The 248-nt window shown below is 66.5% G+C and carries 1 protein-coding gene; it reads left to right on the forward strand.

Annotated features, from left to right (window positions below):
* Window positions 1-248 (forward strand): efflux RND transporter permease subunit (locus tag KJQ96_RS39415; protein WP_213291263.1); only part of this gene is annotated, 248 nt, incomplete at both ends.

Below are 248 nucleotides of genomic sequence, written 5' to 3' on the forward strand. Positions count from 1 at the left end.
GGTGGTGTTCGCGTTCCTGCGGCGGCTGACGCCGACCATTGCGGCAGGCGTTTCCGTGCCGCTCGCGCTGGCCGGCACCTGCGCCGGGATGTGGCTCGCCGGCTTTTCGATCGACAATCTGTCGCTGATGGCGCTGGCGATCTCCGTCGGCTTCGTGGTCGATGACGCCATCGTCATGATCGAGAATATGTACCGCAACCTCGAACGCGGCATGGCGCCCTATCCGGCGGCGCTCGAGGGGGCCAAAC

Origin of the sequence: Bradyrhizobium sp. sGM-13 (genome assembly GCF_018398875.1) — a bacterium.
Lineage (GTDB): Bacteria > Pseudomonadota > Alphaproteobacteria > Rhizobiales > Xanthobacteraceae > Bradyrhizobium.